Raw genomic sequence first — 26,933 nt, forward strand, 5'->3', positions numbered from 1 at the left:
GGACGTGGGTCTGGGTCAGCATGTCCAAGGGACTGAACGGGCGTCTAGTTGCAGAAGGCGGTGTCCGTTGCGGACATGACCGCCTTCGCGCTCTTCTCCGGGTCGCTGAACGTGCCGGGGAGTGCGGTCACCGCCAGGCCGACGGAGCGGCCGTCGCCGGTGGCGCCTCCCCGGGTCTCGTAGCCGTCGATGTCGCCACCGTGCCCCCCCCAGTACACGCCGCCGCAGCTCAGCGGAATACTGAAGAGGCCCAGGCCATAGCGCCATCCGGGCATGAGCGGTGCTTCAACGGTCTTACGCATCTCGGCCAGCTGGGCGGGCGCCAGGAGCTTGCCGTCGAGCAGCTGTCGGGCGAACTTCGCGAGGTCGCTCGGCGTGGAGATCAGCTGGCCGGCGGCACCGCCCCAGGAGGGGTCCTGCACCGGCCGTTCGGTGATCTTCTCGATCAGCATGCCCGCAAGGAGGTAGTTGGTGTTGCTGTACTTCCACTTGGTGCCGGGGGTGAAGTCCGCGGGGTGGGCCAGGGCCGTGCCGCAGCAAGCAGGTCATGGGGGTGGAAGAACTTGTGCTGGACCTTCCGGAAGTTCTCCAGGCCTATGTGTTCGGTGTAGTTGGGAAGGCCGCTGGTGTGCTGCAGCAACTGGCGGACGGTGATCTTCCTGCCGTCGATGCCCTGTCCCCGTACGACTCCGGGCAGATACGTGTCGATGGGCTCGTCCAGTGCGACCTCGCCCTCGGCGACCAGTTGCAGGACCACGACCGCGGTGAACGTCTTGGTGTTGCTGCCGGCCCGTACGTAGCCGTCGTGCGGAACCGGAACCCGCTCGTTCAGCCGCGCGGACCCGGAGACCAGCGAGGAGGTACGACCGTCCTTGCGCACCCACGCGAACTCTGCGGGGTATTTGTCCTCGCTCACCAGCGAGTCGAGGCTCTTCTGCAGCGCCTTGTTTCCGCTCGCTACCGCTGCCGCGTCCTGTGGCGGATTCGCCACGGCCGCGACGGTGGTGACAGATCCCACCAGGCCAGCCGCCGCGATGACCAACAAGCCCTTCCGCACTCCTGAGATGGTTCCCTACACCGCAGCGTCCGCACGGCATGGTCACGGGTCGTCGTGGGCTGAACCGGTGTGGATGAGGCGTCGACCACGGCCCGGATGGCCGCGGCGACATCCCGCGGCGCTTCCGACTGCGAAAAGTGGCCGACGTCCTCAAGGGCGGTCACACGGGCTTGCGGCAGCATTCCCCGTGTCTCCTCCAGCCGCGTTCCGTCGCGTCGCCACCGATTTTGTCGCCGACCTGCCCGGCGACGCTCGTCGCTAGCTTGTCCTGGTCGCCCTCTCCAGTGGCGAGCCGGCCCTCTCAGCTGGCCCTGGCTAACAGGCGCCAACACAATGAGGCAGACGGCCCACCGGCGGGGGCACGTGTTCGTATGGCGCTTCGAGCGGGGCTTCGGCGATGCCTATGTTTTGGTCGCCTTCAAACGGTTCGAGCCGACTGCTGTGGCCGGACCAGCAGTCGTCAACTGCGACTGGTAGTCGACAGGTTGCGCTGGCTGCCAGCGTGTAGTGTCCGGTTGCGTGCTGGCTGAACGACGACACCAACTCATCCTGCAAGCCCTGCGCTCGGGCGGCACGGCGTCCGTGACTGACCTCGCCGAGCAGCTTGATGCCAGTGCGGCGACCATCCGTCGGGACCTCCTGAAACTGGAGGGGGACGGGTTGCTTACCCGGGTGCATGGAGGAGCGGTCGTCGAGGAGGATCAGCCGCCCTTCGACGAGGCCGCCATGGTTCAGGTGAGGGTGAAAGACGAGATCGCCGCCCAAGCAGCCAGGATGATCGAGGACGGCCAGTCGGTCATTCTCGACAGCGGAACCACGGTGCACCGGCTGGCGCTCCAACTGCGCGGCCGCCGACTCACTGTAATCACCAACAACCTCGCGGTCTACGACGAACTCATCGATGACGAGAACATCGACCTGATGTTGCTCGGGGGCATGGTCATTCGTGAATCACGCATGTTGGACGGCTTCATGGCCGAGGATAACCTCCGGCAAGTCCATGCAGACTGGCTGTTCATGGGAGCTTGCGGCCTTCGCCCTGGAGGCCAGGTCATGGACACCACCGTCGCCGAGGTGCCCGCCAGGCGCGCCATGATTTCCGCCAGCGACAAAGTGGTCCTTCTAGCCGACAAGAGCAAGTTCCCGGGAACCGGCATGGTGAAGATCTGCGATCCGGAAGACCTGGATGTGGTCATCACCAACGCGTCGGAAGACGACGCGACCTGTATGGCCCTGCGTGAGGCCGGCGTGAGGGTGATACCGGCAGCTCCGGACGCAGTCGGCGGCTGACACAGCACCTCGTACTGCCGGTGAACGATGAGACAGCAGGCGAGTCTGAGGAACGCCTCACGGATGTCAGCCCTGCGTTCCCACCGGATTCGAAAACGCCGGAAGCCGGGCACGCCCTCACCGCGGTCCTCGCGCCCGTCGAGGCCTGTGGTTAGGTCGCTGAGGGCGCGAGCTTTTCAGACACCCTCAACCGCGCCGCCTACACCCTCGGAGGGCTCATCGCGTCCGGCCGCCTCCCTGAGGACGCTGAACAGGCCCTCAAGGACACCGCGGCCGCGGCCCGCCCGGGCCAGGAACTACGCATCCAGCAGATCATCCGCAGCGGCCTCGCTGCCGGCAGGAAGCGCCACCTCCACACAGGCGGGAGGCGCACCTCCCCCTGCGCGACGGAACGTCGAAGGACACCGAGCGTGCCGCCGTGGCCGAGCTGATGCACATCCGATCACCGAGTTCCTGCGGATCGGCGACGGGCGGGGCTTGGACGTCGGCGGCTGGCGAAGGCACCGAGAATGCGCAGACCTCCGAGACTCACTCGACCGCCAGCGCGGTGACAGCCGCGGCGCCTCGGGCGATCTGGCTGACACGCTCGGCAGCTGTGCTGACGTATCCAAGGTTGAGGGGCGGGACCGCGCCGACGTGGTTGAAGGCGAGGTGGTCTCTGCGTCCACCCCAGAACCGACTCCGGGACGACCCGCCTGGTCGTGGGCCGCCCTCCGGTGGCACCATCTGTGGGATGCCCCTGCCCTCTTCCCTTCAGGTCGGTCCCTACACCGTCATCGCCCTTGCCGACGGCGTGGGCCCCTTCTTCTCCCCCAGGTCGGAGGCGTTCCCCGACGCCACCACCGAGCAGTGGGCGGCGGCCGACCGGCTCGATCCCGGTGCGCTCGACGCCGATGGGCGCTGGCGGCTCCAGTTCCGCGCGTTCGCGATCCGCAGCGACCGGGGTGTGACGCTGGTCGACGCGGGGATCGGACCGGCCGACAGCCCGGCGGCCTCGTGGGCGCCCGTGCCCGGGGCGCTGCCGGCCTCGTTGGCCGCCGCGGGTATCGAACCGTCCGATGTGGACACCGTGGTGCTCACGCACCTCCACACCGACCACGTGGGCTGGGCCGTCGTCGGCGGCGAGCAGACGCGGCCGTTCTTCCCGAACGCCGCATACCTGTTGCAGCAGGCCGAACTCGACGCGATCGAGGAGATCAACCCGCAGCTGCGGTCCACCGTGATCGACCCGCTGCTCCGAGCCGGTCAGCTACGGCTGCTCGACGGTGACACCCCGCTGCGCAGCGGTGAGCGCGTGTTCGCCACGCCCGGTCACACACCCGGACACCAGAGCGTGACCGTCGCGTCCGGGCGTGAGCTGGTCGCCGTCACCGGTGATCTGCTCGTGCACGCGATCCAGGTGCTCCACCCCGAACTCGCCTACGCCCACGAAATGGACCCTGGGCAGGCAAGGGCCTCAAGGGAACAGGTGCTCCGGAGCCGGGCGGCCGACACTCTTTACCTTGCGACCCCGCACCTGACCGAGCCGTTCCTCACTCGCTGACCCACCAGGCGCGGCCGGGGTGGCGAGTCGGAGCACGATCCAGTTCTGCAGGTGGGCGATGCCGTGCTCGACCCCGGACACGACGCGAGGACGCGCTGCGGAGTTCCCAGCCCTGCGCATGGACACAGAACTCACGGCGCCGGCACACGACTGCTCACCGCTGGATGACCTAGCAGGCCCTCGCCAAGGCACCGGAGAGCTGCCCTTGCACGTGGTCTGGCCCGGCCGCAACGGCTACCCCCAGACCTGCTTGTCGCCCAATGCCGGTGATGCGACGCCCAAGACATGTCCCGCAACAATCACGCAGGATAGTGACGCAACCAGTTGTCGAACGGCTGAGGAGTCAGTCGAGGCCGGTCGCCCATGCCGTCAGCGCGACGAAGTCGTCGACGACAAGCCGCATCGGGGGTCTACCGGGTGCAGTACGACATCCCCGGAACCGGGCTTCAGGGGGGTCGCAGCGTCCAAGAACGCTGCGACCCCACCGTCACGCGGCGTCGGCAGGGGATGCTCCAGTACTTCAGCGACCTTCCGCACAAGCCTTTCAGCAGACAGGCGCCCGGCCTCGCATCGGAGGACCGGGCGCGTGACCGGGGTGCGCCGCTGCGGGCGGCAGCGGTCAAGGGACTGGTTCGAGGAACTCGGCCAACGCTGACGCAGCCCGCACCCCGGCGGCCACAGTTGTCCAGAGTGCGTGATCCATCACAGCAGGTGATCGGGCGCAGGGCTGGACGCCATGACATCGTCCAGGTCCCGCAGCTGACCTGCCGGCTCCCGTCAATCGCATTGAATAGCGCCACGACGACCTCCAGCGGTTCTGAGATCAGTCGCTGCCTCTCTGAATCGAGTCGCTTGTACGCCACGCCTCCGCAACGACGCATCGTGACCAGAGTCACCGCGCAGCCCGGCGCGAAGAAGGCCCTTCCCGCCGTACGGACGGGCGAAGTGTCAGAGAGTGCCGGAGTCGGCGATGGTGATGGTGGCTGAGGTACGGCCGGACCGCGAGCCGTAGCCCTCGATCTTCCGTACGAGTTCCATGCTGCTCTCGTCGGCGACCTCACCGAATACGACGTGCTTGCCGTCAAGCCACGACGTCACGATCGTGGTGATGAAGAACTGAGAGCCGTTGGTGTTCGGGCCGGCGTTGGCCATGGAGAGCTGGCCTGGCTTGGTGTGCTTGAGCGTGAAGTTCTCGTCGGGGAACTTCTCGCCGTAGATGCTCTTGCCGCCCGTGCCGTCGCCGCGGGTGAAGTCGCCGCCCTGGAGCATGAACTCCGGGATGACGCGGTGGAAGGACGAGCCCTTGTAGCCGAAGCCCTTCTCGCCGGTTGCCAGCGCGCGGAAGTTTTCCACGGTCTTGGGGGCGACGTCGTCGAACAGGTTCATGTTGATCCGGCCGGCGGGAACATCGTCGATGGTGATGTCAAAGAAAACCTTGATAGTCATGCCCCCATCCTGGCATCTGGCACCGTCCGGAGCCCAAGCGCCCCGAGGGTCTCTCCGCTCCCTCGCAGACCGCGTGGCGCCGAGACGCTGGACGGCGCAGAGGCCGGTGCTCAGTGTCGGTCGGATCCGAACAGTGCGTCGATGATCCGCCGCAGTACTGCCTCTTCCTGATCGGTGTCTTCCGTCCGCTCGTATTCGGTCAGCGCAATACCGGCGAGCGTGAATTCTTCTGTCAGTGCCCGCACCGCTCCGAGCAGGTCTTCGACGCCGAGTCCGCCGGGCTCGGGTGTGCCGACGGCCGGGAATATCTGCGGGTCGAGGACATCGAGGTCGATGTGCACGTATACCGCCTCGGCGCCGGTGGCGCGCACTGAGGCCAGGAGCGGGCCTGGTTGGGCCAGTTGCTCGACGCTGAGGTGCCGTATGCCGCGGCGCTCGATGAGGTCTCGTTCGCCCGGGTCCAGCGACCGGGCGCCCGCCAGCACGAGGCGGTCGGGCGAAAGGCTCCGCACGGGTTGCAGGCCCTCGGGTCCGTCGCCGATGAGCGCGCGCAGCACCATGCCGTGGAACGCTCCGGACGGCGAGGACCGCGGGGTGTTGAGGTCTGCGTGCGCGTCGAACCACACCAGCGCCAGACGGTCCCCGAAAAGGGAGAGCGCGGTTTCGACCGGTGCGAGATCGACGGCGCAGTCGCCGCCGATGGTCACTGTCGGGGCCCCCGGTGGGACCTCGGCCAGGGCCTCGCGCACTGCTTGCAGGTGTCGCTCCAGCACGTCGGCGTTCCGTACGCCGCCCAGCCAGGTCCCGACTCCGCCGTCGAGAGCGACCGTGCGCCGCCGGCCTTCGGGAATCAGCTCGGCAAGCCGGGCAGCCCCACTGCGCAACCGGCCGGCGGTCGCGGACCCCGACCCCTGCCACTGCGCCACCTCAAGTACGACCTGATCAGACACGAAGATCTCCCCTCCATGATGATCAACGCAGCCTATGCCGCGTCACCGGCCGTCCTGCAAGCCTCGCAACTGCGCAGGCCGAGAGGCCGGGGCACCTCTGGGGTCGTAGTGCTGGAACACCATCGACCTCGATCACGAAGCGGGAGCGGGAGCGATCCGGAGCCAAGAGCAGGAAGTCCATCTGATGCAGATGCGGGGCCTCGACTGCTTGCGAGGTCCGCCCTCATTCAGCGGTTGTTGGGGCTCAGCAGCGTGGCCGCCGCGGCGATGAAGGCGACGGATGCCTCCTTGGCCGTATGCCGCTGGGCATCCAGCTCGGTCCGGTCGACGGCCTTGCGCAGCGCGAATGTGGCATCTGCGGCCTGCTGGGCCGGGCCGGCCAGCTCGGGGACCAGGACCTGGAGGCGGATGTAGGGCGCGGTGATTGCCGTCCGGGTGTCGTGGGACCTCGTCTGGGCTTCCAACTGGTGCTCGGTGCCTGCCTCGGTCAGAGCAAGACGCTCCCGATGGAACATCGCCGAGCGGTGCGCGTCCAGGGCGGCGGCGAAGTCGGTGACGGCGCTGAGCTGGTCCTGGCGGTGGCTGTCGGCGCGCTCCTCGGCGCGTGCGGTGCGTGCCGAACGGTGCTGGAGGAGTCCGGCGGTCACGGCACCGGCGAGGGTGCCGAGTACGGCAACGATCGAAGGCCATATGGACATCAGGTGTTGGGTCCTCTGTCGTACCAGGCGGGAACGGATCCGTGGAGCTGGGCGCACGCCAGCCAATCAGGTCGTCGCCTCACTGGTCCAGGTCGCCACGAAGTGCGCCGGTCACTCCCGTGCCGCCTGAGCGGCAGCTGCCCCGCGTCGGGCGAGTCGCTGCTGCAGCCCCTAGCACGCCAGCCGGTCCCGCTGACACACGACCAGCTCGCCATTTATGCGAGCTACCACACTTGTCTCATCAACAGCCCTTCTTGCGCTGGCAGATCACCGGCGTGAGTGGTCCAAGGGCGCGGAGAAGGCGCCCGCGCTTCGGCTCCGGGACGGTGGACGCCTCTGGAGCCAGTGAGGTGATCGAAGAGGGACGGGGCAGTGCCCGTGATCGCGGATCTGTGTGCGACGGGCCGAGCCCGCTTAGAGCTGGTTTCATTTGCTGGGTTGGGGACCGGTTCTCGACACGAGTTGAGCCAGCTGGCGCAGGCGTTGGCAGTAGCAGAGGTCGTCTGCTTTGTTGACCAACGGCAGGATCTGGTCCAGGTCTGCGATGCAGTCGCGCAGGATCCGGTGACGTTCTGCGTCGAGAACGCCACCATTGTTTAGCCAGGTGGACACGCATCCGGCGATGCCGGCGTCAAGCAGCACCATGTCGATGCCCGCCAACTCGGCACCGCGCAGGCCGGCGGGGAAGGCGGCGTGCAGGTGTTCCTGCCACAGGTGGGCCACAACGGCCTCGTGCTCAGTAGGGCTGTTCACACGACTCATCTTCGTGCAGTGTTCTTCACGGCGGTGCTGATCACCTGCTCAAACGGCGGTGACAGATGAGGGCTGCGGCTATGCCGACGAAGGCCAGGAAGTGCTCGGCCCTGCGTTCGAAGCGGCGGTGCAATCGTCGGCATCCAGCCGGCCACGACACTGTCCTCTCAGCAACCCAGCGGTGTCTGCCCAGCCGCTGTGAGGACTCGATGCCCTTGCGGACGATGCGGTGCCGTATGCCGCGCTTGCCCAGCCAGCGGCACAGGTGGTCGTAGTCGTAGCCCTTGTCGGCATGGAGCTTGGCCGGGCGGCGAGGCCGCGGGCCGCGCCGGGAACGGATAGGCGGGATGCCGCGCACCAGCGGTTTCAGACCGAGGCTGTCGTGCATGGTGGCGCCAGAGATGCCCAGCGACAGAGGCAGTCCGTTTCGGTCCGTGATCCGCTTCGGGCTGCGAGGGTTCCACCTGCTGCAGGCAGTACACGCACCTGGACTCCGAGTCGACGCGGCCCATGCACCGTCGGCAGTCCCCGAGCTCGAGGACCGGGCCCCGGCCGTCCGGGACGCCTTCGCCGTTCTGGAGGAAGCCGTGGCGGCCGGGCACGTGACTGGTACGGCGTCGCGACGTGGGTGGGCCTGGAGGAAGGGGCCCTCACGGTGGGAGTTGCTCTTCTTGGCCGGTGAAGCGCCGTCATCGGTCGCTAGTGCTGTGACCGGGCTGGTTCGCCGGGTGGCGGTATTGTCCGCGCATGAGTCAGTTCCCCTGCGCGTTGGAAGCCCTCGTCGTGCGTACCGACTTCTCGGCAGACGGTGCTTGGGAGGCTCTGCGGGCGGCGCTGTTCTCGCCCAGCGAGGACGGGTTCTTGGCCAACGTCGCCCTCGTCGATGACCGCCAGTACGAGGCTCTGTCACCTGCCCACGCTCTCGAGCTGATCCCCGCGGAGTACCAGCACCCACTTCTTGTCTTGGCGGACTCCGTGGCTGTCGCCTCGGCTGAACTGCCGCTCCTCGTAGTGGACAGGTCGAGTGGGCATGGGCGTAGCGTCCGCGTTGTGGCGGCCGAGCTGTGGAGCATCGAGAACAACCTCTCGGGCGCGAACATGGACTTCGAGGAGTTCGCTCGCGCCGTCAACGACGACGGCGTGTTCCGAGGCTTCTGAGGCCACCAGGAGTGTCAGGCTGCGGGTGCGTGCAGGGCCCGTCAACGGATGCCCTTCTCGCTTTGGACGGGGCCGACTGCTGTCTGCGAATCGGGCGCGGTCGGAGCGTGGGGGTGGGAGCAGGGCGACGAAGCGGTCGAGCTCCTGCTGCGCCTCCTCGACGAGCAGTCCTGGATACCGGAAGCCGGCCGCGAGCGCCTGCAGCCGCCCGGCCCACGGCGACACGTTGCACGTCACCACCGCGTGGTCGGAGTGAATCGTCGCACCCTCAAGGCGCCCGAGGATGATCTCCTCCAGCGGATCCCACTCGGCGTGGGAGCTGACCGGCGAGACGAGCCGCTCCCCGGCGCCGTCGTCGACGGTGTCCGCTGACCGGCCGGGTCTCTGTTCTCGCGCCTTAGCTCAGCCGCTTTCGCGTCCTGAAATCCCGCTGCACGGATCATGGATCCAGGGCGGTGACATGATCACTCGCAAAGCGGGCTCCGGTCAGTGGCCCGTCCAGCCCGTGACGTCCTTCCAGACACTGCTGCGCGCCGAGCTGATCGGTATCTGCTCCGGTACATAGTGATCACATCGCGGGTTGTGGCAGGGGCCTGCGGTCCAGTGGGGGACGTAGACCCCCATGCTCTTGTGTCGTTCCACCACGGCATCCACCGGCTGCTTGCATGAGCGGCAGACGTATGCGGACGGCGTGGTCGCCGGGGGTTTCTGCTCACTACTCATAGTTAATACTTTACGACCGCTTTACGTGAAATTGGAGCCGCTTTGGCGTGGTTTTCCAGAGCTGAATCAGCCGCTGCGGTCCCCTTGCCTCCCGTAGGTGTGGTCACCGGACGTCGGGCGGTTCAGCGGGGTCCTGGGGAGCAGGTGGCGGGGCGGGGCCACCTAGGGGCGAGCTTTCGGCGCTGCCGGGCTCGGCGGGCTGAGCGGGATGCGTGCCGTCGGCCTGGTCGGGCGGTGGTCGCAGCATGCTGAGCGCGACGGAAACGGCCAGGACGGTGGCGATGACGGCGAGGCTGATGGGCGAGGGTATTTCGGGAACGGCGGTGCTGATCGTCTCGTGCGTGGCCTGGAGGATGAGCTTGACGCCGATGAAGGCGAGGATGACCGCCAGGCCCGTGCTGAGGTAGTGGAACCGGTCGAGCAGCCCCGCCAGCATGAAGTACAGGGCGCGCAGGCCGAGGATGGCGAAGGCGTTGCTGGTGTAGACGATGAAGGCGTCGCTGCTGACGGCCAGCACGGCGGGCACGCTGTCGACGGCGAAGACGAGGTCGGCGGCCTCGATCGCGGCGACGACGGCCAGGAGCGGGGTGGCAACGCGTCGTCCGGCCTCCTTGACGAAGAAGTGCGGCCCGGCGTACTCGTCCCGCACCGGGACGACCTTGCGGAGCAGCCTGACGGCCAGGCTCTTGCCGGGGTCGAAGCTCTCCTCCTCGCCCTTGAGGATCTTGTACGTGCTCCAGAAGAGGATGGCGGCGAAGACGAACAGTACGGCCGTGAAGCGGCTGACCACCGCCACGCCCGCGGCGAGGAAGACGCCGCGGAAGACCAGGGCGCCCAGGACCCCGAGGAACAGCACGCGGTGCTGGTAGGCGCGCGGCACCTGGAAGTAGCCGAAGATCAGTGCGAAGACGAAGAGGTTGTCGACGGACAGGCTCTTCTCCAGCAGCCAGGCGGTGGTGTACTCGACCCCTGCGGTCGTACCGACCACGAGGAACACCGTCGCACCGAAGACGATCGCCAGGCCCACCCACACCCCGCTCCACGCGGCGGCCTCACGGAAACCGATCACATGGGCCTGCCGGTGCGCCAGCAGATCGACCGCCAGCGACACCAGCACGGTGACGGCGAACACCGCCCACAACCAGAACGGAACGTCATACACGGGCCCGGCCCCTCGAGCGTGGTCGACCGGAGGTCTCTCTTCGAGTCTGGGGCACGCCTCGGCGGTTGTCGCCCAGTGTGGGAGGCGCCAGAGGCCCGGTGACCGGCTGTGGGTCCCCCGTCGCGACGTTTCTTGGAGGCCGAGGAGCCCCGTCCGGCTCGGGATGGCAGTGCCTGGCACTGGCTCACGCCGGTCAGACCGACCTCGGCTCGTCCACGCATCGTGCCGCCCGGCCGGGTCGTCGCCCCGTGACCGGCCTGCCTTTCTCGTGGCCGGGATTGCGCGGGACACGGGGTGCCGGGGAGACTCGAAGTGCACGATGTGGGAACCGGAAGAGGAGCCCTGACGCTCGAGGGCAGGCCGGAGGGCCGGACGCCCGGCTCCCTCATCTGAAGAGAGACCACGATGGCGCACGAAGACGACGCCCAGCAGGCCGTACGGAACACGCCGGGGATGCGCACCGACGGCGACGGCGTCACGCGCCGCCGTCGGCTGCGGGAGCGGCACGTCGAGGAGACGGTCGAGGTCGCGGTGCCGGTACGGACGGCGTACAACCAGTGGACGCAGTTCAAGACCTTCCCGCGCTTTTCGACCGTGGTGCACGGCGTCGAGCAGATCAGGCCCACCGTGGTCGCCTGGACCATCGGCTACGGGCCCCTGCGCCGCCGCTTCGCGGTCGAGATTCTCGAGCAGGACCCCGACGCCTACCTGGCCTGGCGCGGTCTGGAGCAGAAACCCTCCCACCAGGGCGAGGTCGAGTTCAGGCCGACGGAGTCCGGCGGCACCGCGATCACTGTCCGGATGCTCCTGGAACCGCGTGGAGCCGCACGGATCCTCACCCGCTCGTCCAGGGCAGCCCGGCTGACGGCCCGGCTGGTGCGGGGCGAACTCGTGAACTTCAAGCAGTTCATCGAGGGACTGGGGCAGGAGGGCGGTGCTTGGCGCGGCACCATCCGCAACGGCCGCGTGCAGCACGACCGTCCGGAACCGCCCAGGAGCCGCGTGGCCCAGTGGCCTGTCGGCTGACCGGCGTGCCGGACACGGAAAGAGAAAGGCGAACCGATGCAGAACCCGCCCGGCGAGGAGCCGGAGACCACCCTCTCCGTCACACCGCCGAAGAAGTGGGCGGCCGGAGTCCCCGCGGTCGTGCACGCGCTGGAGTACTCCCTGGAGCAGACATCCCCGCGCAACACCGGGGTGGACCTGCTGACCATGAACCAGGTGGGTGGTGTCGACTGCCCCGGCTGCGCATGGGCGGACCCGGCCCCGGGCCGCCGCCATCGCAACGAGTACTGCGAGAACGGCGCCAAGCACATCAACGACGAGGCCACCACGCGCCGGGTCACGGCCGACTTCTTCCGTGAGCACAGCGTCTCGGACCTCGCCGGCCGCTCCGACATGTGGCTCAACCAGCAGGGCCGGCTCACCGAGCCGATGATCAAGCGGCCCGGCTCCGAGCACTACGAACCCATCAGCTGGAACGACGCCCTGGGCGTCCTCACGCAGGAACTGAAAGCGCTGGACTCCCCCGACGAGGCCGTCTTCTACACCTCCGGCCGCGCCAGCAACGAGGCCGCCTTCGTCCTGCAGCTCTTCGCCCGCGCCTTCGGCACCAACAACCTGCCCGACTGCAGCAACATGTGCCACGAGTCCAGCGGCTTCGCCCTGAGCGAGACCCTGGGCACCGGCAAGGGCACCGTCAGCCTCACCGACCTCCACCACGCCGACCTGATCTTCCTGGTCGGCCAGAACCCGGGCAGCAACCACCCACGCCAGCTCAGCGCCCTGGAGGAGGCCAAGCACAACGGCGCCCGGATCGTGGCGGTCAACCCGCTGCCCGAGGCCGGTCTGCGGCGCTTCAAGAACCCGCAGAAGCCGAGCGGGGTCCTCGGACGCGGCACCCAGATCGCCGACCGCTTCCTGCACATCAAGCCCGGCGGCGACCTCGCCCTGTTCCAGGCCCTCAACCTCCTTCTGCTGGAGGCCGAGGACGCGGCGCCCGGCACCGTCCTGGACCACGACTTCATCGACGCCCACACCACCGGCTTCGAGGAGTTCGCCCGGCACGTCCGCACCGTCGACTGGGACGACGTGCGCACGGCGACCGGGCTGACCCGTGCGGAGATCGAGAAGGTCCGCGACGAGGTTTTGAACAGCGAACGGGTCATCGTCTGCTGGGCGATGGGCATCACCCAGCACAAGCACGGCGTGCCCACCGTCCGGGAGATCGTCAACTTCCTGATGCTGCGCGGCAACCTGGGGCGCGCCGGTACCGGCGCCTGCCCGGTACGCGGCCACAGCAACGTCCAGGGCGACCGCACGATGGGAATCTGGGAGCAGATGCCGGACACCTTCCTCGACGCCCTGCAGAAGGAGTTCGGCTTCGACCCGCCGCGCCCGCACGGACTGGACTCGGTGGACTCGATCAAGGCGATGCGCGAGGGTCGCGTCAAGGTCTTCCTCGCCCTGGCCGGCAACTTCGTCCGCGCCGCTCCCGACAGCAAGGCCACCGAGGAGGCGATGCGCTCATGCCGGCTGACCGCCCACATCTCCACCAAGCTCAACCGCTCGCACACCGTCTGCGGCGACACCGCGCTGATCCTGCCGACTCTGGGGCGCACCGAGCGTGACATGCAGGCCGACGGCGAGCAGTTCGTCACCGTCGAGAACTCCATGAGCGAGGTGCACACCTCCCAGGGCCGCCTCGAACCGGCCTCCCCGCTGCTGCTCAGCGAAGTCGCCATCCTGTCCCGGCTCGCCCGCCGCACCGTGGACGGCAAGGCGGACATCCCCTGGGACACGTTCGAAGGCGACTACGGCACCATCCGCGACCGCATCTCCCGCATCGTGCCGGGCTTCCACGACTTCAACGCGCGGGTGACCCGCCCCGGGGGCTTCCAACTGCCCAACCCGGTGAACGAGGGCGTCTTCAACAACAAGGTCGGCAAGGCCCTGTTCACCTGTAACGAGCGCGTGGTCCCCCGGGCACCCGAGGGCCATCTGCTGCTTCAGACGCTGCGCTCGCACGACCAGTGGAACACCGTCCCCTACACCAACAACGACCGCTACCGCGGCATCCACGGCAGCCGCCACGTCGTCCTCGTCAACCCGGTCGACCTGACCGAACTCGGTCTCGCTCAGGGAGATCGCGTCGACCTGGTGAGCGTCTGGGCGGACGGCACCGAGCGCCGGGCCGAAAACTTCGAGGTCGTTCCCTACCAGGCCGCCAAGGGCTCGGCCGCCGCCTACTACCCGGAGACGAACGTCCTGGTGCCGCTGGACAGCGTCGCCGACATCAGCAACCAGCCCACGTCGAAGGGCATCGTCGTGCGCCTCGAACCCACCCTCGACCGAACACAGCCCACCCCCGCCTGACCTGCGGCACGATCCCGACGGGGCCCGACGACATCGGGCCCCGTCGGGGTGTTCGGCGTGGACCTGGTATCGGAGCGGCTGCAGGACCATGACATCAGACTGCCGCTCGTCGTCGGTGAACTCCTGCCCGCGCAACTGGGGGACCAGCTTGCCAAGGTGTCATGAAGCTGTGGCAGGAACCGACGGGTCGAGGTACTCGACGGTGTGCTCGATCTCGCGGACGCCGGCGTGGTTTCCCTGGTCACCACCACACCAGGGCACACCGCTGTGATGTGTCGGATGCCCATCCCTCGAAGGTTGCATGAGGGTTGGCATCGGTCCAAATGCTCCGGGCGGGCCTGCAGGCCGGGGTCCAAGGCCAGCGTGCTGGTGAGCAACAGCACCTGGGCCGTCGGGTGTTCTGGAGCATAGAGGCTGTCTCCGCCGTCGTCGCCGGGGATCGGGTTGGGCTGGATTTCGATCCGCCCGTTGGGGCTCCCTATGCCGCGACGGTGGCGGGGCGCTCAACCGGTTGGCCGCGTTCGAAGCGGGCACCGGCTCGGACGAGGGCGACGAGAGGGGGGTGCATTCACGGCTCGCCACCGCTGCTGGGCGGACTCGACAAGCTTGAAGACCATGGCCAGGGCGGCGGTGCGGGGAGCCGGCGCCGCGAGGGACCTTGGTGCGAAGGCGGGCGGTGACGAACGTGGACTCGATCGGGCTGGTCGTCCGCAGGTGGATCCAGTGTTCGGCGGGAAAGTCGTAGAAGGCCAGCAGCTCAGCAGCTCTGCCTCGTCGTCGGTGATCTTCTTGACCGCCTTGGGGGAACTTCGCGCCGTAGAGCTGGGCGAACGTCTTGAACGCTTTGGCCGCGAGGCCGCGGACCTCGGTGTTGTAGATGTCTTGAAGCGCCTTGCGGGCGCCGGACTGGGTCGACTTCGGCAAAGCGTTGAGCACGTTGGCCGTTTTGTGAACCCAGCACCTCAGATGCCGGGAGGCGGGGAAGACTGCGGCCAGGGCCTTCAGAAGCCGAGCGCGCCGTCGCCGACCGCCAGGACTGGGGCACGCATCCCCGGCGGGCGTAGTCGCGCAGCAGGTCCGCCCAGGACTCGCCCGACTCGCGACAGCCGTTCTTAAGCGCGACCAGCTCCCTGCTGCCGTCGGCGCGCACGCCGAGGAGGACGAGCACGCAGCCAGTCCATCGTGGCCCCCCTGCTCGACCTCCTGACCGATGCCCATACCGGTGGCGGTGGCGAGGGATCTCCAGAGGGGTGGCACGCGACGTGGATGAGACCGGCGGCTACGGGGAAGTCGCTCAAAACCGCCACGCTGGACTGCACCCGGCGGAGCCGGAGGCCCAGCCATGACTCCTCAGCCCCCGGCCGCCGCAGACCGAGCCTCCCGCCCCACTGTTCGACACGCAGACAGCCCTCGTCCGCGCCGGCGAAACTGCGCCAGACCGGTGCCGGCGGAGCCGTCCTCGTCACTGATGTCGAACTGGTGGTTCTGAGTGGGCCGTGGAGTGCTCGGGATGCACACGGCGACGCCCTCGATTCCGCGGCGGACCCTCGGAGTCGCCGCCGTACTGATGCCGGCGTACCACCTGGCGAGCGGCGACGGAGTCAGGAGCGCGGGTTCTTGGTGTACGGGGTGGCGCAGGAATCCAGGGCCCGACCGCCCTCCAGAACAGCTACCTCGATCCGGGCACCCTTGATGCCGCCGGAGTCGGTGGCGTGGGTGCCGAACTCGTTGGTCTTGCCGCTGCCCGAGGCGTTCACCTTCCAGGGCCAGTAGCGGGTCGAGTCGTCACGGCGCACGGTCACCAGACGGGCACCGACGGCGTGCCCGTCCGCCCTTTTGTCGGTGATGGTGAAGGTGACCGGGTTGACGGTGTTGCGGCCGACCCAGGTCCAGGTCGCGCTGCCGCTTCCGGCCCAGTGGGTGCCCGTGAGCACGGAGCAGCTGTAGCCGCCCGCGGCCGAAGCGTCGGGGGCCGCCGGTCCTGCAAGCAGAGTCGCGGCGGCACCGGTGACGGTGAGCGTCACCAGCGTTGTGCGGGAACGGCTCATGATTGTCTTCATCGTCAACCCTCCGTTGTCCAGCGATGTTTCCTCCAGCCTGCCCGGAGCCCTGCGGGGTGTCCTTGGCGTGGAGTCCACACCTCTTCGGGATGCGTCCACTCCTGCGCGTGGGCCTCAGCGCGAGGAGGCGGCCGTAGCTCGGTACTCCGTGGGCGACATGCCGTAGGCCGTACGGAACGCGCGGGTGAACTCAGGGGCGCGGGAGAAGCCCCAGCGGGCCGCGATGGCGTGGACCGGGGTGGATCGCATGGCGGGCTCCGCGAGGTCACGGCGGGCGTGTTCCAGTCGCTGGCGGCGGATCCAGGCGGCGACCGTCTCTTCCTCGTCCTGAAAGAGGCGGTACAGGTAGCTGCGGGAGATGTGATGTTCAGCGGCGATGGTGCGGGGTGTCAGGCGTGAGTCATGAAGATGCTGCTGGACGAAGGCGCGGATGCGCAGGATGAGGGTCTGCCGGTGGGTTTCTGGCGAGAGCGAGTCGCTGGCGTCCAGCGCGTTGGCGAACAGGGCGGACAGCAGGTCGATCACCACGGTCCCGAGCCGGGGCCCGTCGTCCGGCGCGTAGGCATGGTTCTTCTGCGAGAGTTGGGTAAGCAGTTGTGCCAGCAGAGCGCCGAACCCGTCTTGCGTTGTCAGCCGCAGCCCAGCCACCTGGTCGAGCCGGCTGCGGGGCAGCGACAACAGTGCCTTGGGGACCTCCACCCCTACTCCCGCGTGTGGCTTTGCGTCGTCGCCTGCGTGGACGTCGACGGGCCGTGAGGTGTCGATCACACACAGGCTGTCCGGGCCGTGAACCGTCTCCTTCTCGCCCCGGACGGCACGCAGCGCCCCGCTCAGGGGCAGAGACAGGTGCAGGCCCTCCGGATCGGACTGCCGGATGAGTTTCGGTGTCCGCCGGAAGCACACCGGCTCGAATGTCGTCGGCCACACCGACACGGCGCCGAGGTCCAGTACACGCTGCGAAGCCCGGAACCCTGACCAGTGCTCACTGCGCAGCTGAAGGGGTGCGTGTGTCCGCCCGACCAGTTCGCGCCAGCAGTCGAACCGGTCCTCCGGCGGCAGCTCTTCACTCCGGAACACCCTCTCGGGCAGCATGGTTCGCTCCTCGGCCGCTTCACAGGTTCCTGAAAGTGTGCACCTTGCTCGATGCGGACATCGCAGGAGTACGCATGCGCCCGCGAGGCGATCCCCGTCCGGGGCAGCCCGGCCAGGCCTCGCCGCCGAAGCGACCGTGTGGTCGAGTGGCGAACGTGCGGGTGGAGCGGCATCCCCGCCCTGACACTCGTGGTGGTTGCCGGCGGATTCGCCGCCGTGGTCGCGCCCGACTCGGTGTCACAGGACAAGGCCAGCTCTGCCCGGCTCGGACGGCTTGCATCGAGGCCGAGGGTGCCCGGTGAGTGCGGGGATGTTTCGGGGCGCTCAGGGCGAGCGCTGTGGATCGTTCGAATGGGACGTGAAGAGGACCTCCTTCCGGGCGCCTCGTTTCCACCGTCGGGGGGCCGGGCGCAGGCAGGCGGTGATGTGTTTGCCCTCGGTGCGCAGGGCGACGTCGACGGTGTGGCTGACCCTGTGCACCACGTGCATTCCGTGGCCCCCGATGCGGTTCGGATCGCTTGCTTTCATCACCGGCCTGCGGGGTGAGGCGTCCCAAACGGTGATGGCCAGTTCGTCGTGTGTCCAGTGCAGGTTCATCCCGCAGGGGCCGGGTGCGTGCCGGGCGGCGTTGGTGACGAGTTCGCTGACGACGAGTTCGGCGTCCAGGAGCAAAGAGGGCGGTAGGGGCGCGAGGCCGGTGTGCGGGGCATGGCTGAGGAAGGCGCTCAGGGCGAGACGCGCCTCGGCCGCGCGGACGGCGCCTTCGGCCCATTCAGCGCTGAAGCGCAATGCGGCGTGCTCGTCCCTGCCCTGCTCATCCGCCTGCTTCATAAGCGGGATGACCATACGGGATCTTTCGTTGTCGTTTGCTGGATTGAGGTGGAGCTCTCCGACCGCTTACCCGGCCGCGGACCACACATACGGGGACGACGTCTCTTACCCGCCCCGCTGCCTTGCACTTCTCGTCCTCGTGGCCGTCTGGTCGTGGTCGGCGAACGGGCGTCATCAGTGAGTTCAGCGCGGCGTGCCCTGGCAGACATCGGCTTTACCAGCCCCAACCGGGCAGGAACAGATCGCCTCCACCCTGGGCAGACTGGTCCCGCGAGCCGCGCGGGGCGGGAGTTCACCGACGACGAGTGAGAGACCGTCCGCTGACAGAGCGGAGGAGAGCACCGTGCCCGGCGTGGAGTCCGGCCCAGCATGCCGTCGGTCTGCTGACCGCGCGGACGGTGTGCGTTGTCGTCCTGCTCACCGCTCGCTGAACAGCTCCGGGCACGCGGCCGAACCGGACGAAGCCGCCGGGCAGCAGCCAGAGCAGTCGACCTCCGCGATCAGCTGCGCCGACCAGCAGCGCCACACGTCTCAGCCTGACCAGGGCAGGGGAGCGGCCCCGCGGCCTTTTCCCCTTACACCCGTGGGTGATGACCTGGCCGGGAGCATGTCAGGCCACCCGCCCGGTCAGCGTTGGAGCGCGACCCGCCGGACCACGCCGTCGGATGTCCACCGTCGCTGGCGCCACATGCGGCACAAGCTCCTCCTCGACCACAACGATTGCCCTTGGCGCGGCCAGCCGCAGTGGATAACCGCCACGAAGGGGAACTCGGCAATTTCGGCAGAAGCAGGGAGGAAGGGCGTGGATGTGGAGCGAGAGGCGAGTGGACGGGCGATGCTCGCCGGTCTGCTGGACGCCAGTCACCTGATGCCCCTCGACGTGTTGCCGCAGAAGGCCAGCGAGTTTGCCCGGATCGGGGGTTTCACCGACCTGCTCATCTACGTGACGGACCTGGAGCGCCGAGAGCTGCACCTGCTGCCCGGGCCGAACGAAGTCCCTTCGGACACCGCAAGAGACATCCGGATCGAGGGCACCACCCCCGGCCGGGCCTTCCAGTACGGCCGGCTCGCCTCCTCCCTGAAGGAGGCGGCCGGCATCGATTGGTGGCTTCCGATCGTGGACGGCACCGAGCGCGTCGGAGTGCTGCGCGTGCGCTCCGTGTACGACGATGCCCGTGCCCGCGAGGACGCCGACCGCCTCGCCGCGCTCCTGGCGCTGCTGATCGTCGCCAAACGGACCTCAAGTGACACACTCGCCCGGCTGACGCGGACCGAGCCGCTGAACATCGGGGCCGAGATGGCGTGGAACCTGATGCCGCCGAGCACCTATGCCGACGGGCGCATCGTGATCTCGGCGTCGCTGGAGCCGGCCTACCGGATCAGCGGCGACGTGTACGAGTACGCCCTCGACGGCCCCCTGGTGCATCTGACGATCTTCGACGCGATGGGCCACGACAACGCAGCGGGGCTGTGCGGAGCCCTGGCCCTGGGGGCCTGCCGCAACGCCCGCCGCCAGGGCGCCGACCTCGTCGCCAAGGCAGAGGCCGTGGAAGCCGCCCTGATCGACCAGTACGGCCAGCGCCGCTACGTCACCGGCATCCTCGCCACCCTCGACACCCGCACCGGCGTGCTGAGCTGGGTCAACCGCGGCCACCAGCCTCCGATCATCATCCGTGCGAACCGCTGGAGCAGCCACCTCAAGTGTCCGCCGGCCCATCCCATGGGCACCGACCTGGGACTGCCCAGCACCGTCTGCTGCGAACAGCTGCAACCGGGCGACCGCATCGTTCTCTACACCGACGGCATCACCGAAGCGCGGAGCGCCGACGACACCGAGTTCGGCATCGAACGCTTCACCGACTTCCTCATCCGCCACCACGCCGACGACCTGCCCGTCCCGGAAACCCTGCGCCGCCTCATCCGGGCCGTCATGGACTACCACGACGGCCACCTCCAGGACGACGCCACCATACTGATGTGCGAATGGCTGGGCCCTGCCGTCGATCACACCGCGCCGGCAGCAGCCCTGACCGGACTGCCGGCCAGTGATCCACCACCCATCTCAGCCGGCACAAGGAAGGACGGGAGCAACCCGCGATGAACTCCGTCCTGCGCATCGACACGGCCGACACCCGCGGCCAGACCAGTGCCCTCACGGTGACCGGGGACATGGACCTGGCCACCGTCTCCGTCCTGAAAGGCGCCGTGGGCGAGGTCCTCAGCGATCACCGCACCGTGATCCTGGATCTGACCGGTGTCACGTTCTGTGACTCCTCCGGCCTCAACACCCTCATCCTCCTGCGCCGCCGCGCCCAGGACGCCGGCGGCCTGCTGATCCTGGCCGCACCGCCACGGCAGATGATGCGCCTGCTCAGCATCACCGGCGCCGAAAGCGTGTTCGCCATCTATGGCAGCCTGACCGAAGCCTGGCAGGCACACCCCCCTCCTGGCACTCCGCCCACGGCCTGACCGCCCTTGCCCAGGCCATCCCCGGCCCGGCACCTCACCACGGCCCGCCCGGAAACGACCTTCCCAAGACACGGGCGCCTCGAGGTGCCGCCCTACAGCTCGTCACGTTCGAGCTGCGAGGGGGGTGCCCCTATGTCCTGGGTCAAGGGATACGAGGGTGCGTCGGGTCGGTGGTCCGCGCCCCGCTTCTGACTCACACGGCCGGTTTCTCCGTCCTGGTGCGGCTGCGCGCCGGGTGAGCAGCTGGCTGTGCCATGAACTGGCCCTGCCGCGTAGGTTGTGGAAGTCATGCGGGGGAGTGGGAGGTAATGACGCGGAAGAGCCGAGGCTGGACATCGGTCACGATCTTGGCTGCGTGCCCCGGACCGCGGTGAAGACGTTGATCGGTGTGGCGACGGGACGGCCGGGTTCGATACGTGTGCTAATGGTCATGTCTGCTTGTTTCCTGCATCCATGTGCCGGTTATCGCATGTCACGTGCGGCAAGGGCAGCGGTAGACCGTTGGAGAGCAGTCCCCGGCCCTTCGCGCGGGGGGTGCCCCTGCGTGTTCCTGGCCCTTCCCGCTGCCAGGAGTCTCCTTGACCTGAAGTGCGATTGAGCTTTTAGCGTTCTCCTCAGGTTGATCATCTGACGACAGGAGAACGTGCCCGTGATCCTCGTGACCGGAGCCACCGGAAACATAGGAAGTGCGCTGATGAGGGAGTTGCACGCATGTGATGTGGGGCCGTTAAGAGGTCTCACCCGTGACGCTTCACGGGCCACGTTCCCCGAAGGGGTCGAGGCCGTTGAGGGCAACTTGGCGGAGCCGGAATCGTTGAAGCCCGCTCTGGATGGGGTGCGCTCGCTGTTCCTCGTGTCGCGTCTGGGTCCGGATGCCGAGATTGTCGAGGCCGCCCGGCTGGCGGGTGTGGAGCATGTGGTGCTGGTGTCGTCCATCACGGTCCAGACTCATCCGCACCTGGGCCCCGCCGACGAGAATCGTGCGGTCGAGCACCTGCTCCAGGACAGTGGCTTGGCCTGGACGATCCTGCGGCCGACACAATTCGCCTCGAATGCTCTGATGTGGGCGGCGTCGATCCGCGACCATGAAACGGTCCGCGCGCCGTATGCGGACACCGGGCTGCCCACGATCCACCCCGCGGACATCGCATCCGTGGCGCGGGTGGCGCTGACCGAGCCCGGCCACAAGGAGCGGACGTATGCCCTGACCGGTCCGGAGCCGGTGACCGCCCGTCAGCAGGTCGAGGCCATAGCGGCAGCAATCGGGCGGAATGTTCCCTTCGTCGAGATCAGTCGGCAGGAGGCTCACGCCCAGATGGCCGCGGTCTTCGGGGACGAGGCCGCGGACGCGGTGCTCGACGTCACGGGCGGAGACGTCAACGACGAACTGCTGGTGGTGCGCGACACGGTTTCACAGGTCACCGGCTCCCCGGCCAGATCGTTCCGGCAGTGGGCTGCGGAGAATGCCGACCTCTTCCGTTGAGGACACCTGGCCGGTCAGGATTGCGGGTCAGAGTGTGGCGGCCTTCTCGGCGCGGGCTTTGGTCTGGGCGAGACGGTAGGAGTCCGTGCCTGTATCGATGATGATCCGCCAGCAGTTCGCCGACCTCGCCGAAGGCGCCGCCCGTGACCAGATGCCATATCGAGCCTTTCTCGCCGAACTGCTGATGGCCGAGTGCGACGACCGGGCCCGCCGGCGTTTCGAGCGCCGGATCAAGGCCGCCTCCTTCCCCAGGGACAAGAGCCTGGCCAGCAGCGGGGCGAAGGCGGGTATCTCGTTGCTCTTCGCGGTGATCTGGCGCTGGGCGATCACGGTCTGGCAGGCGTGGCGCGGCGGCGAGCAGTGCACGGCGCCGAGGTCGTCACCGTAGCCGCGCACGGTCTTGCCATCGACAGCCAGGCCGATCAGCCTGTCGCCCGCTTCGTCGACCGGGTCGGCGGTGTACCGGGCGGGCCAGGCGCCCACCGCGTCGTCCCGGGCGTCGCCGTCCAGGCGGCCCAAGAGCCGTCCCAACGTGGAGGCGTTCGGTGTGCCGGCAGTCAGCCCGAACCGTTCACGCAGGTCGCAGTCGGTATCCGTGGCGAAGCGGGCGATGGCGGCGAGGCACGTGGTGCGCCGAGGACGGCGACCAGGCACAGCGCGAGCAGGGAGCCCAGACGGTAGCGGCGGCCTCGGACCCGGCGGGGGGATCGGGTATCCGGTCCAGCACGTCCGCCAGGAAGGCGAGCTGCAGCAGTTCCGGATCCGGGCAGGTGGGGTTCACTGCTTTCAGTCGGGCCATTCGGTCACTGGTCGATCTGGCGGGGTGAACCCGCTCGCCACTCACCTGCGAGCGCATCCGTCCTGGCTGCTCACGCTGCGGTCAACCGTTCGGCGGCATCCCAGAGTTCGCCTTCACGCCGTGGATCGTAGGACTCCTCCGACGAGCGGTCCACACGGCTGCGGTCGACGTAGGAACCGGTCGGCGCCCGGGGCGTGCCGAGGACGACGTCAGCGAGGTAGCGGCCCGCGGCGTTGCGGCTGGTGGCGAACGGGGTGAGGGTCATCACCGGCAGGATGCGCCGCATCGCGAACCGGGAGACGGGGTCGGCGTTGCGGGCGAGGCCGGTGCCAGGGACGAAGCCCGGGTTGTAGGCGATGGCGTCGATCCCGGCCGGAAGACGGCGCGCGTACTCGTGCACAAGGTAGATGGCCGCCAGCTTGCTCGTCGAGTACGCAGTGCGCCCGGCGACCACGGTGTGCGGGTTGGGGAAGGCGCCGGTGCGGGCGAGGACGTTCGGCGGCTTCCAGGCCGGGCCGGGCACCATGCCCATGTTGTGCTTGAAGTCGCCGAAGTGGGTGTCGCTGCCGGTGATCACGATCCGGGCGGGAGCGGCGAAGCAGTCCTGGAGCAGGCGAACGAACAGGTGGTTGGCGAGCACGTTGACCGCGAAGGTGGACTCGAACCCGTCGGGTGTCTCGGTGAGCGCGTTCGTGTACTGCATGCCCGCGTTGCCCACGAAGCCGCGCAGCGGTGGGAGGTCACCGCGATCGAGCCGGTCACGGATCTCGGTGGCGGCCGAGCGGACGCTGTCCAGCGAGCCGAGGTCCGCTGAGACGTGCGAGACCGTGTGCCCGCCCGTAGCGAGTTCCGCAGCGAGCTGTGCGCCGGAGGACCCGCGGGCGACGACAAGGAGGTGCACGTCCGGCGACCGGCGCAGGAGCTGCCCGGCGGCGACACGGCCGATCCCGCGGCTCGCGCCCGTCATCACGATGGTGTGCTTCATGGAAGGCTCCTTCACTGCTTCGCCGATGGCGTCCGGCTCGGACACACGTCCACGTTCGCCGCTCGCGCCACCGCCAACCAGTGCCGTCCCCGTCACTAGGACTGGCAGTACCCATGCTCGTCCTGGGCCGCGCGGCGAGAATGACCTCATGGCTTCCTCCCGCTCCGCTTTCGGCGCCCTCGTGCGCGCCTGGCGAGACCGTCTCTCTCCGGCCGACGCCGGCTTCGCCGTGACGGACGGCCGTCGTGCCCCGGGACTGCGCCGCGAAGAGCTCGCGCAACTGGCCGGCGTTTCCGTCGACTACGTCCTCCGCCTGGAACAGGGACGCGCGAAGAACCCCTCGGCCCAGGTCGTCTGCGCCCTCGCACGGGCTCTTCAGCTCTCCCGCGTCGAGCGCGACCAGCTGTACCGAAGCGCCGGGCTCCTGCCGCCGCAGGACGGGACGGTCAGCACCCACGTGCCCGCGGGCATCCAACGGCTCGCCGCGCGTCTGGGCGACGTCCCGATCGGCGTGTTCAGCGCAGACTGGACCCTGGTGCGGTGGAACACCATGTGGAGCGCCGTGTTCGGCGACGCCTCCGTCGTCCCGCCCGTCGAACGGAACCTCGCCCGTGCGCTCTTCGGCAACGGCGTTGCACACGCCTCGATGCTGCCCGTCCAATCCGACCGCGGACCAGACGTCTTCGAGGCGTCGATCGTCGCCGACCTCAAGGACGCGGTGTCTCGCTACCCCAGGGACGCCCAGCTCGATCGTCTCGTGCACGAACTGCGAGCTGTGTCCGACGCCTTCGCTCATCACTGGGCCACGCAGACGACCGCCGCCCAACACACCAGCGACCGCAAGACGATCCGACATCCGGAGATCGGCGACATCCAGCTCGACTGCGACGTCCTCATCGTCCCCGGCGCCGACCTGCGCATGGTCACCTACACGGCAGCGACCGGAAGCAGCGACGCGGGGAAACTGGACCTTCTTCGCGTAACAGGTGGCCATAGCGCCATCGCACTCCCCTGACCGGCGACTGCTGGGAGGCTTCACCAGGTCGACCGGGGCGAACCGTCGACGCCGACACGGCCCCGGCCGGGCGGCTGCTCAGTCGGGTGGGACGGCTGGGTCGATGATCCGATACCCCACCCCGGGTGTGGTGGCGATGACCGGGGGGTCGCCGAGTTTGCGGCGCAGGCGGCTGATGGTCACTGTGACGGTGTTGGTGAACGGGTCGGCGTGTTCGTCCCAGACCTGTTCGAGGAGGTCCTCCGTGCTGAGGAAGGCGGGGCTCGCGTTCAGGAGGGCTTCGAGTACCGCGAATTCCTTGACGGAGAGGTCGAGTTGATGGCCGTCGCGGCTGGCGGTGCGGCGCATCGGGTCGAGTTCGATGCCCGCCGTGCGCAGGGTGCGGGACCGGGCGGCGGGGCGGCGGCGGGCCAGGGCGCGGATGCGCAGGACGAGTTCGGGAAAGTGGAAGGGCTTGGCGAGGTAGTCGTCGGCGCCGAGGGTCAGTCCGCTGACGCGGTCCCCGGGTGAGTCGGCGGCGGTCAGCATGAGGACCATCACGCGGCCGTCTCCCTCGGTGATCATCCGGCAGAGGGTGTCGCCGTGGATGCCCGGCAGGTCGCGGTCGAGCACGACGACGTCGTACGCGTTGACGTCCAGCTTGGCCGCGGCGTCGAGCCCGTCGTGGGCCACGTCCACGGCCATGCCCTGGTCGCGCAGCCCCTCGGCGATGACTTCGGCGAGTGTGCGGGCGTCCTCGACCATCAGGACTCTCAACGCGCCACGCTCGTCTCTGTGTCGGGGGCTTCCGCCGTCGCCCTGCCGTCCGTACGGGGGAGGGTGATGGTGACGCGCAGGCCGCCGTCGGGGCGGGCGCGCAGGTCCAGGGTGCCGTGGTGGGCCTGGGTGATGGCCGCGACGATGGAGAGGCCGAGGCCGCTGCCCTGGCCGGTGCCGGTCCGGTCGGCGCCAAGGCGACGGAAGGGCTGCGTGAGGTCTGCCACCCGCCGCTGGTCGAGGACCGGTCCGCTGGACTCGATGACGAGGGACACTGCGCCTGCGTCGTCTCCTTCGGCCTGTACCGCGACACTGATCCAGCCCTCGGGGTCGTTGTGCGCGATCGCGTTGTCGACCACGTTGTCGACCGCGCGGCGCAGCAGTGTCTGGCTGCCCCACACCCACGCGGAGTCGTCGATCCGGTTCTCACGCACGGTCAGGCCCTTGGCCGCGATGTCCTCTGCCCGTCCGGTGAGGGCGGTCAGCGCGAGGTGGCCGAGGGGGAGGCGCGCCGAGTCGGTGAACTCGCCGTGCTGGGTGCGCGCCAGGACGAGGAGGCTCTCCAGCAGCCGGTCCACCTGGTCGAGTTCGGCGCGCATCCGGGCGGCCAGCGTGGCCGTGGTCTCGGGTACCGGGCCCGGCTTGGCGAGGGCCACGTCCAGGGAGGCCCGCATCGTGGTGAGCGGGGTGCGCAGCTCGTGGGAGGCGTTGGCGACGAAGAGCCGCTGGGCGTCGAAGGAGCCCTCCAGGCGGCCGAGGAGGTCGTCGATGGTGTCGGCGAGGTCCTTCACCTCGTCGCCGGGGCCGCCGATGGCCAGGCGTTCGTGGAGGCTGTCGGCGGTGATCCGGCGGGTGGCCGCTGTCATCACGCGCAGCGGGCGCAGCACCCGGCCGGCGACGAACCAGCCGAGCCCGACCGAGAGCACCGCCATGACGCCGAGGGCGATGGCGGAGCCGACGAGGATCTGCCGGGACTGGGTGTCGTGCGCCTGGGCCAGCTGTTGCTCCAGCTCGTCGATGCGGCCCTGGGCGTGTGCCGCCGTGGCGGGTTGATCGGTGCCGCCGCCGGGGGCCGTTTGGCTGGAGCGCGATCCGCCGGATGCCACCACGGCCGCGATGGCCAGCAGCGCCGTTCCCGACAGCAGGAACAGAGTCACGTACAAGGCGGTGAAGCGGGTGCGGGCAGTGCCACGGCGCAGGCCGAGCCGGGCGGTCAGGCCCATGAGCCGTCGGGGCGGACCCCATCTCATCCGCATGCTCCCCTCTCGCCACCGCACCAGGACACGTA

At 68.7% G+C, this 26,933-nt stretch carries 20 protein-coding genes and 6 pseudogenes; 10 read left to right on the forward strand and 16 right to left on the reverse strand.

Translation table 11 applies throughout. The features are described from left to right. Positions 1 to 44: 44 nt before the first annotated feature. A pseudogene (locus AC07DF_RS11105) lies at positions 45 to 1,018 on the reverse strand (serine hydrolase domain-containing protein). Positions 1,019 to 1,576: 558 nt separating this feature from the next. On the opposite strand from AC07DF_RS11105, the gene AC07DF_RS11110 reads away from it, so the two are divergent. Beyond that, on the forward strand, positions 1,577 to 2,347 hold the full coding sequence (locus AC07DF_RS11110; RefSeq protein ID WP_478969291.1) for a DeoR/GlpR family DNA-binding transcription regulator: 771 nt from the start codon (positions 1,577 to 1,579) through the stop codon (positions 2,345 to 2,347). 2 nt (positions 2,348 to 2,349) lie between these two features. Here the strand turns inward: AC07DF_RS11110 and AC07DF_RS11115 are convergent. After that, positions 2,350 to 2,454, reverse strand: a pseudogene (locus AC07DF_RS11115) (IS5/IS1182 family transposase); the annotation flags it as partial. 632 nt (positions 2,455 to 3,086) lie between these two features. Between AC07DF_RS11115 and AC07DF_RS11120 the strand changes: the two are divergent. Next, positions 3,087 to 3,890 (forward strand): MBL fold metallo-hydrolase, encoded by an 804-nt coding sequence (locus AC07DF_RS11120; RefSeq protein WP_478969512.1) that lies wholly within the window; start codon positions 3,087 to 3,089, stop codon positions 3,888 to 3,890. A 948-nt stretch (positions 3,891 to 4,838) separates the two neighbouring features. On the opposite strand, the gene AC07DF_RS11125 is transcribed toward AC07DF_RS11120, so the two are convergent. The 5 genes and pseudogenes from AC07DF_RS11125 to AC07DF_RS11145 all read right to left on the reverse strand — a co-directional run. Beyond that, positions 4,839 to 5,336, reverse strand: a complete 498-nt coding sequence (locus AC07DF_RS11125; protein WP_478969293.1) for a peptidylprolyl isomerase — start codon at positions 5,334 to 5,336, stop codon at positions 4,839 to 4,841. 110 nt (positions 5,337 to 5,446) lie between these two features. Continuing rightward, the gene (locus AC07DF_RS11130) at positions 5,447 to 6,286 is read right to left on the reverse strand and encodes an arginase family protein (RefSeq protein ID WP_478969295.1); all 840 of its coding nucleotides are present in this window, start codon (positions 6,284 to 6,286) and stop codon (positions 5,447 to 5,449) included. Positions 6,287 to 6,513: 227 nt separating this feature from the next. Beyond that, positions 6,514 to 6,984: a hypothetical protein gene (locus AC07DF_RS11135; RefSeq protein ID WP_478969297.1), complete on the reverse strand. Its 471-nt coding sequence runs from the start codon at positions 6,982 to 6,984 to the stop codon at positions 6,514 to 6,516. 426 nt (positions 6,985 to 7,410) lie between these two features. Next, positions 7,411 to 7,746 (reverse strand): hypothetical protein, encoded by a 336-nt coding sequence (locus AC07DF_RS11140; RefSeq protein WP_478969299.1) that lies wholly within the window; start codon positions 7,744 to 7,746, stop codon positions 7,411 to 7,413. A 31-nt stretch (positions 7,747 to 7,777) separates the two neighbouring features. Next, positions 7,778 to 8,176, reverse strand: a pseudogene (locus AC07DF_RS11145) (transposase); the annotation flags it as partial. A 308-nt stretch (positions 8,177 to 8,484) separates the two neighbouring features. On the opposite strand from AC07DF_RS11145, the gene AC07DF_RS11150 reads away from it, so the two are divergent. Then, positions 8,485 to 8,895 (forward strand): DUF6924 domain-containing protein, encoded by a 411-nt coding sequence (locus tag AC07DF_RS11150; protein WP_478969301.1) that lies wholly within the window; start codon positions 8,485 to 8,487, stop codon positions 8,893 to 8,895. A 117-nt stretch (positions 8,896 to 9,012) separates the two neighbouring features. Here AC07DF_RS11150 and AC07DF_RS11155 read toward each other — a convergent pair. Both AC07DF_RS11155 and AC07DF_RS11160 read right to left on the reverse strand, forming a co-directional pair. After that, a pseudogene (locus tag AC07DF_RS11155) lies at positions 9,013 to 9,192 on the reverse strand (amidinotransferase); the annotation flags it as partial. Between the two features lie 529 nt (positions 9,193 to 9,721). Next, positions 9,722 to 10,780 carry a TerC family protein gene (locus tag AC07DF_RS11160; protein WP_478969303.1) on the reverse strand — a complete coding sequence of 353 codons (1,059 nt, stop codon included), beginning with the start codon at positions 10,778 to 10,780 and terminating at the stop codon, positions 9,722 to 9,724. A 405-nt stretch (positions 10,781 to 11,185) separates the two neighbouring features. On the opposite strand from AC07DF_RS11160, the gene AC07DF_RS11165 reads away from it, so the two are divergent. Further along, entirely contained in the window at positions 11,186 to 11,806 is a 621-nt protein-coding gene (locus tag AC07DF_RS11165) for an SRPBCC family protein (RefSeq protein ID WP_478969305.1), read from the forward strand. A gap of 36 nt (positions 11,807 to 11,842) precedes the next feature. After that, a complete protein-coding gene (locus tag AC07DF_RS11170) occupies positions 11,843 to 14,155 on the forward strand; it encodes an FdhF/YdeP family oxidoreductase (RefSeq protein WP_478969307.1) in 2,313 nt (770 codons plus the stop codon). Positions 14,156 to 14,633: 478 nt separating this feature from the next. Here AC07DF_RS11170 and AC07DF_RS11175 read toward each other — a convergent pair. The 4 genes and pseudogenes from AC07DF_RS11175 to AC07DF_RS11190 all read right to left on the reverse strand — a co-directional run. Then, positions 14,634 to 15,326, reverse strand: a pseudogene (locus AC07DF_RS11175) (transposase); the annotation flags it as partial. Between the two features lie 430 nt (positions 15,327 to 15,756). Beyond that, complete coding sequence (locus tag AC07DF_RS11180; protein WP_478969309.1) at positions 15,757 to 16,203, reverse strand: hypothetical protein; 447 nt, start codon at positions 16,201 to 16,203, stop codon at positions 15,757 to 15,759. A 126-nt stretch (positions 16,204 to 16,329) separates the two neighbouring features. Next, positions 16,330 to 17,307: a helix-turn-helix domain-containing protein gene (locus AC07DF_RS11185; protein ID WP_478969311.1), complete on the reverse strand. Its 978-nt coding sequence runs from the start codon at positions 17,305 to 17,307 to the stop codon at positions 16,330 to 16,332. A 324-nt stretch (positions 17,308 to 17,631) separates the two neighbouring features. Continuing rightward, a complete protein-coding gene (locus tag AC07DF_RS11190) occupies positions 17,632 to 18,138 on the reverse strand; it encodes an ATP-binding protein (protein WP_478969313.1) in 507 nt (168 codons plus the stop codon). 835 nt (positions 18,139 to 18,973) lie between these two features. On the opposite strand from AC07DF_RS11190, the gene AC07DF_RS11195 reads away from it, so the two are divergent. The 4 genes and pseudogenes from AC07DF_RS11195 to AC07DF_RS11210 all read left to right on the forward strand — a co-directional run. Continuing rightward, positions 18,974 to 20,239 (forward strand): PP2C family protein-serine/threonine phosphatase, encoded by a 1,266-nt coding sequence (locus AC07DF_RS11195; RefSeq protein WP_478969514.1) that lies wholly within the window; start codon positions 18,974 to 18,976, stop codon positions 20,237 to 20,239. Beyond that, entirely contained in the window at positions 20,236 to 20,607 is a 372-nt protein-coding gene (locus AC07DF_RS11200) for an STAS domain-containing protein (protein WP_478969315.1), read from the forward strand. Before AC07DF_RS11195 ends, AC07DF_RS11200 begins: the two co-directional genes overlap by 4 nt. 649 nt (positions 20,608 to 21,256) lie before the next feature. Continuing rightward, positions 21,257 to 22,090 carry an NAD(P)H-binding protein gene (locus tag AC07DF_RS11205; RefSeq protein WP_478969317.1) on the forward strand — a complete coding sequence of 278 codons (834 nt, stop codon included), beginning with the start codon at positions 21,257 to 21,259 and terminating at the stop codon, positions 22,088 to 22,090. 103 nt (positions 22,091 to 22,193) lie between these two features. Continuing rightward, positions 22,194 to 22,359: pseudogene (locus AC07DF_RS11210) on the forward strand (IS21-like element helper ATPase IstB); the annotation flags it as partial. A 600-nt stretch (positions 22,360 to 22,959) separates the two neighbouring features. On the opposite strand, the gene AC07DF_RS11215 reads toward AC07DF_RS11210, so the two are convergent. Then, a complete protein-coding gene (locus AC07DF_RS11215; RefSeq protein WP_478969319.1) occupies positions 22,960 to 23,874 on the reverse strand; it encodes an SDR family NAD(P)-dependent oxidoreductase in 915 nt (304 codons plus the stop codon). A gap of 148 nt (positions 23,875 to 24,022) precedes the next feature. On the opposite strand from AC07DF_RS11215, the gene AC07DF_RS11220 reads away from it, so the two are divergent. Next, complete coding sequence (locus AC07DF_RS11220) at positions 24,023 to 24,889, forward strand: helix-turn-helix transcriptional regulator (RefSeq protein ID WP_478969321.1); 867 nt, start codon at positions 24,023 to 24,025, stop codon at positions 24,887 to 24,889. A gap of 78 nt (positions 24,890 to 24,967) precedes the next feature. On the opposite strand, the gene AC07DF_RS11225 is transcribed toward AC07DF_RS11220, so the two are convergent. After that, complete coding sequence (locus AC07DF_RS11225) at positions 24,968 to 25,645, reverse strand: response regulator transcription factor (protein WP_478969323.1); 678 nt, start codon at positions 25,643 to 25,645, stop codon at positions 24,968 to 24,970. Continuing rightward, entirely contained in the window at positions 25,642 to 26,895 is a 1,254-nt protein-coding gene (locus tag AC07DF_RS11230) for a sensor histidine kinase (RefSeq protein WP_478969325.1), read from the reverse strand. Before AC07DF_RS11230 ends, AC07DF_RS11225 begins: the two co-directional genes overlap by 4 nt. Positions 26,896 to 26,933: the final 38 nt, after the last annotated feature.

Source organism: Streptomyces sp. NPDC044719 (assembly GCF_056433405.1).

What these genes read in the sequence shown, in the direction of transcription:
- AC07DF_RS11195 (WP_478969514.1), top strand. Translation starts at nt 18,974, where the DNA reads ATGCTCGCCGGTCTGCTGGACGCCAGTCACCTGATGCCCCTCGACGTG.
- AC07DF_RS11180 (WP_478969309.1), bottom strand. Translation starts at nt 16,203, where the DNA reads ATGAGCCGTTCCCGCACAACGCTGGTGACGCTCACCGTCACCGGTGCC.
- AC07DF_RS11230 (WP_478969325.1), bottom strand. Translation starts at nt 26,895, where the DNA reads ATGAGATGGGGTCCGCCCCGACGGCTCATGGGCCTGACCGCCCGGCTC.
- AC07DF_RS11200 (WP_478969315.1), top strand. Translation starts at nt 20,236, where the DNA reads ATGAACTCCGTCCTGCGCATCGACACGGCCGACACCCGCGGCCAGACC.
- AC07DF_RS11165 (WP_478969305.1), top strand. Translation starts at nt 11,186, where the DNA reads ATGGCGCACGAAGACGACGCCCAGCAGGCCGTACGGAACACGCCGGGG.
- AC07DF_RS11140 (WP_478969299.1), bottom strand. Translation starts at nt 7,746, where the DNA reads ATGAGTCGTGTGAACAGCCCTACTGAGCACGAGGCCGTTGTGGCCCAC.
- AC07DF_RS11170 (WP_478969307.1), top strand. Translation starts at nt 11,843, where the DNA reads ATGCAGAACCCGCCCGGCGAGGAGCCGGAGACCACCCTCTCCGTCACA.
- AC07DF_RS11185 (WP_478969311.1), bottom strand. Translation starts at nt 17,307, where the DNA reads ATGCTGCCCGAGAGGGTGTTCCGGAGTGAAGAGCTGCCGCCGGAGGAC.
- AC07DF_RS11190 (WP_478969313.1), bottom strand. Translation starts at nt 18,138, where the DNA reads ATGAAGCAGGCGGATGAGCAGGGCAGGGACGAGCACGCCGCATTGCGC.
- AC07DF_RS11215 (WP_478969319.1), bottom strand. Translation starts at nt 23,874, where the DNA reads ATGAAGCACACCATCGTGATGACGGGCGCGAGCCGCGGGATCGGCCGT.
- AC07DF_RS11220 (WP_478969321.1), top strand. Translation starts at nt 24,023, where the DNA reads ATGGCTTCCTCCCGCTCCGCTTTCGGCGCCCTCGTGCGCGCCTGGCGA.
- AC07DF_RS11150 (WP_478969301.1), top strand. Translation starts at nt 8,485, where the DNA reads ATGAGTCAGTTCCCCTGCGCGTTGGAAGCCCTCGTCGTGCGTACCGAC.
- AC07DF_RS11125 (WP_478969293.1), bottom strand. Translation starts at nt 5,336, where the DNA reads ATGACTATCAAGGTTTTCTTTGACATCACCATCGACGATGTTCCCGCC.
- AC07DF_RS11135 (WP_478969297.1), bottom strand. Translation starts at nt 6,984, where the DNA reads ATGTCCATATGGCCTTCGATCGTTGCCGTACTCGGCACCCTCGCCGGT.